Origin of the sequence: Clostridium sp., assembly GCF_036639235.1 — a bacterium.
In the GTDB taxonomy this organism is placed as follows: domain Bacteria; phylum Bacillota; class Clostridia; order Clostridiales; family Caloramatoraceae; genus Clostridium_AB.
The window spans coordinates 1-4,744 of the sequence record NZ_JAVWJB010000079.1 but is presented as its reverse complement, the minus strand read 5'-3'; the positions used below and the strand labels follow the sequence as shown (position 1 = coordinate 4,744).

General features: G+C 33.5%; 5 protein-coding genes. All 5 read left to right on the top strand.

The window, feature by feature from the left end:
- Nucleotides 1-815 (top strand): glycosyltransferase (locus tag RR539_RS10410; protein ID WP_332483526.1); only part of this gene is annotated, 815 nt, incomplete at its 5' end.
- A gap of 16 nt (nt 816-831) precedes the next feature.
- Entirely contained in the window at nt 832-1,863 is a 1,032-nt protein-coding gene (locus RR539_RS10405; protein ID WP_332483525.1) for a glycosyltransferase family 2 protein, read from the top strand.
- Between the two features lie 47 nt (nt 1,864-1,910).
- Nucleotides 1,911-3,038 carry a DegT/DnrJ/EryC1/StrS family aminotransferase gene (locus RR539_RS10400; RefSeq protein WP_332483542.1) on the top strand — a complete coding sequence of 376 codons (1,128 nt, stop codon included), beginning with the start codon at nt 1,911-1,913 and terminating at the stop codon, nt 3,036-3,038.
- Nucleotides 3,001-3,654: a sugar transferase gene (locus RR539_RS10395; RefSeq protein ID WP_332483524.1), complete on the top strand. Its 654-nt coding sequence runs from the start codon at nt 3,001-3,003 to the stop codon at nt 3,652-3,654. The genes RR539_RS10400 and RR539_RS10395 overlap by 38 nt, the downstream gene beginning before the upstream one ends.
- A gap of 17 nt (nt 3,655-3,671) precedes the next feature.
- Nucleotides 3,672-4,744: O-antigen ligase family protein (locus RR539_RS10390; protein ID WP_332500414.1), on the top strand; the 1,073-nt coding region annotated here is incomplete at its 3' end.

The following is a 4,744-nucleotide window of genomic DNA, read 5'->3' as shown; positions in this document are numbered from 1 at the left end:
CAAGTAGTTATGGACTTCTTGGTAGCCTATGTGGGTTTCATCCTTATGTACTGTCTGTTTGGGGAAGTGATGTCTACACCTTCCCTAAGGGCAGTAGTATAAAAAGAAAGGTATTAGAACATAATCTAAAAAGTGCAGACTATTTAATGTCAACTAGCCGTGATATGGCTAGGGAAACGAAGCTTTACACTAATAAGGAGATTATGATAACTCCATTTGGAGTAGATACTAATATCTTTAAGCCAGTAGATGTAGATAGGGACAGGGATAATATTGTTATAGGGACGATTAAGACCTTAGAACCACACTATGGGATTGACTACTTAATACGTGCATTCCATAAGCTAACACTTGAGTATGATAATATACGTTTAAGGATAGCAGGTAAGGGTTCACAGGAGGAGCAGTTAAAAAGTCTTACAAGGGAACTTAATATAGAAGATAAGGTTGAGTTTCTTGGTTTTTTAAGTCTTAATAATATTCCAGTAGAGTTTTCTAAAATGGACATTGCGGTTATTCCATCAATTCATGAAAGTTTTGGAGTATCCTCAATTGAAGCTCAGGCAGTAGGTCGTCCTGTAGTTGTAACAGATGCAGGAGGACTTCCTGAAACCATAAAGGACAAGGTTACAGGAATACTAGTTAAGAAGGAAGACGTTAATAGTTTATACCAGGGAATTAAGACCTTAATTGATAATAGGGATTTAAGAGAGCAGATGGGCAAAAGTGCTATAGAGTTTGTTTTGGAGAACTACACTGTAGATAAGAATTTCAGTGAAGTAAATGAATTCTATAAGACTATTACAGATAAATAGTTCAAGGAGATATAAAATGGATAATACTAAAAAGAAGTTTGTTTCTATAGTTATTCCATGTAGAAATGAAGAAAACTACATTGAAAAGTGTATAGATTCTATGGCAAGTCAAAGCTATGGTATAGAAAATATTGAGGTTCTAGTATGTGACGGTATGTCTACTGATAGAACACAGGAAATTGTTAATAACTACTCAAAGAATGAGCCTAATATTAAGCTTGTTATAAATGAGAAAAAGGTAGCACCATCAGCTATGAACCTTGGAATTAAACAAGCTAAGGGTGAGATTATTATTATATTTGGTGCCCATGCCTACATGGATAAGGACTACGTTAAATACTGTGTAGAAAAATTAAGCGATGATAATGTTGCTGTTGTAGGTGGAAGAATTATAAATATTAGTGAAAACAACCTATCAGAGGCTATTTCACTTGCTATGGGTTCACCATTTGGAGTAGGAAATGCACTTTTCAGATACTCAGATAAGGAAGAGTTTGTAGATACTGTTGCATTTGGAGCATATAAGAAGGAGGTTTTTGACAAGATTGGATTATTCGATGAAGAATTTGTTAGAAACCAGGATGATGAACTGAATTTTAGAGTAAGTAAGGCAGGATTTAAAATGCTTTTAGCTCCTTGTATAGAGTCACATTACTATACAAGAGGATCACTTTCTAAGCTATGGAGACAATATTATCAATATGGCTTTTGGAAGGTTAGGGTTATCCAAAAGCACAAGAAGCCTGCGTCAATTAGACATCTTATTCCTCTAATATTTGTATGTGGAGTAATACTTGGAGGTGTAGCAAGTATATTCTCAAGTATATTAAGAGTTATGTATTTTGGAGTACTTGGGTTATATGCATTACTTGCAGGTGTATATGCTGTTAAGGCATGTAATAAAAAGTATAAACACATACCAAGAATTATGTTGTGCTTTTTAATACTTCATGGAAGTTATGGACTAGGATTTTTAGAAGGTATTTATACTTTCCACATAAGCAAAAATTATGATAGAATAAACAAGAATACAAAAATGTCGAGGTAGGTGTTTTTAAGGTGAGTAGAGCAGAATTTTTACCATACGCTCTTCCAATGATAGAAGAGAAGGAAATAGAAGCTGTTGTTGATACCCTAAAGTCAAATTGGCTTTCTAAGGGACCTAAAACAATAGAATTTGAAAAGAGATTTGCTGAGTACGTAGGAGCAAAGCATGCAATTGCTATGAACTCATGTACAGCAGCGCTACATATAGCACTTATTGCTAATGGAATTGGTGAAGGTGATGAGGTAATAACTACTCCATTAACATTTGCAGCTAGTTCAAATACGATAATACACTCAGGTGCAGTACCGGTTTTCGTTGATATTGATGAGAAGACTATGTGTATTGACCCGGATAAAATAGAAGAGAAGATAACTTCAAAAACTAAGGCTATAGTTCCTGTTCACTATGCAGGACAATCATGTGATCTTGAAAGGATTAGAGAAATTGCAAGAAGGCATAATCTACTAGTTCTTGAGGATGCAGCACATGCTGTATATACAACTCATAAGGGTGATATGATAGGTTCTACAGGTGACACTGCAGCGTTTAGTTTCTATGCTACTAAGAATATCTGTACAGGTGAAGGCGGAATGCTTACAACTAACAGTGACGAGGTTGCAGAAAAGGCAAGATTTATGAGTCTTCATGGTATGAGTAAGAACGCTTGGAACAGATTTGCTAAGGGTGGTTCATGGGCATACGATATACTATATCCTGGATATAAGTACAATATGACTGATATGCAGGCATCACTTGGACTTTGCCAATTAGATAAAATCCAAAAGATGCAGGATATTAGAAAAGAATATGCTGATAGATATAATGAAGCACTAGGAAAACTTAATGAGATTATTACTCCATGCGAAGTAGAGGGAAACAGACACGCTTGGCATTTATATGTAATAAGAATTAAGGAAGATATGCTAACAATAGATAGAAATAAATTTATTGAGTGTTTAGCTGAGGAAAATATAGGTACAAGTGTACACTATACACCAGTTCATCTTCATCCATATTATATGGAGACTTTTGGATATAAATACGGTGACTTCCCAGTAGCAGAGAAAGCATTTGAAGGAATGATATCACTTCCACTATATCCAAGTATGAGCACTCAGGATGTGGAGGATGTAATTGATGCAGTCACAAGAATCGTTCAAGAGCATAGAAAGTAGTATACAAAATAAGAAGTTTCAATTACTTATAAAAAGGTTATTTGATTTTTTATTTTCACTATTACTATTAATAATAATAAGTCCTGTATTCTTAATCCTAATTTTATGGATTAAGATGGATTCTAAGGGTGAAGCTGTTTTTAAACAGATAAGAGTAGGTGTAAATGGTAATCCGTTTACTATTTACAAGTTTAGAACCATGGTTAAGGATGCAGACAAAATGTTTAATCGTGAGATAAACAGAGAGTCACTTGATAACTTTGTTTTCCAGGATAAGCAGGATGCTAGAATTACAAGAAGTGGTAAGTTCCTTCGTAAAACGAGTTTAGATGAACTTCCACAGCTTATAAACATCCTTAAGGGTGATATGTCTTTAATTGGGCCAAGACCAGAGATTCCAGACATAGCAAACCTATATAATGACTATGAGAGGATTAGATTACTAGTTAAGCCAGGTGTATCAGGACTTGCACAGGTTAACGGAAGAGGTAATCTAGAACTTCACGAAACAATAAAATATGATGTAACCTATGTTAAGGACTTTAGTATTTTACTGGATATAAAAATATTCTTTAAAACATTTAAAGTAGTATTACTTGGAGAAGGTGCTTACTAGGGTATAGGAGTAAGGTTATGAAACTAAAAAACATACTAAATATTATTTTATATACCTTCATTATAGTTGTACCTCTAGTTCCAGTTAAAACAAAAATATCATTTATACCAATATCAGCTGATACTGTATTTGGAGGATTAGCTATACTTCTTGGTATAATATACATAATTAAATGTTATATTAAGGATAGGTCGTATTTAGACATATTAAAATCAACACATATGAAGGTACTAGCTGTTTTTATTATACTGTTTACAGTACTTTCACTTGCATCTATCTTATATGCACAGAACAAGGTAATTGTTGTATCTGAGGCTATAAGGTTTATAGAATATGCACTAGTATTTTATATTGTGTTAATTGTTGCAGATAACGACTTTATACGAAAAGGACTTGCAATTTTTTATGTTGTTATGATAGTTGCAGCTTTATTTGGAATATCTCAGTTTATATTTGATTTATCAAGCTTTAAGGATGCTACTTCTAGTATGATGCTTGATAGAGGAAGAATATACTCAACCTTTGAGAATCCTAATTATTGGGGAGCGGCTATAAATATGGTTATATTCTATCCAATTATCTGCTTTATAGAGAAAAAGGGTAGTAGAATATACAACCTACTTGTATTTGCATTATTTTTCGTAAATTTAATTTTAACAGAAACAAGAGGTTCTTGGCTTGGATTCTTCCTAGGATTTACTATAATTGCTATAGTTAGATATAGAAAGATGCTACTTGCATTACCTGTACTTATAGGAGGGGCATTGCTTGTACCAGGAATTAGGTTGAGATTTTTATCAATATTTGATTTTGCATCACTTGGAGAGAATACAAGGGTAAAGATATGGAGAACAGGTCTTGAAATGCTTAAGGACCATCCATTACTTGGAGTAGGAAACGGTAATTTCTATTATAGATATTATGAGTATATAACTGTTCATAAGGAACTTTACGCAACCAGAACTCTATTTACTGCACATAATTCTTATATTAAGATGTTTGCAGAGCTAGGTATAATTGGGGGAGCATCATTTATTATGATATATTCCTCTTTAACATATTTAATAATTAAGGCATATAGGTTCGGAAA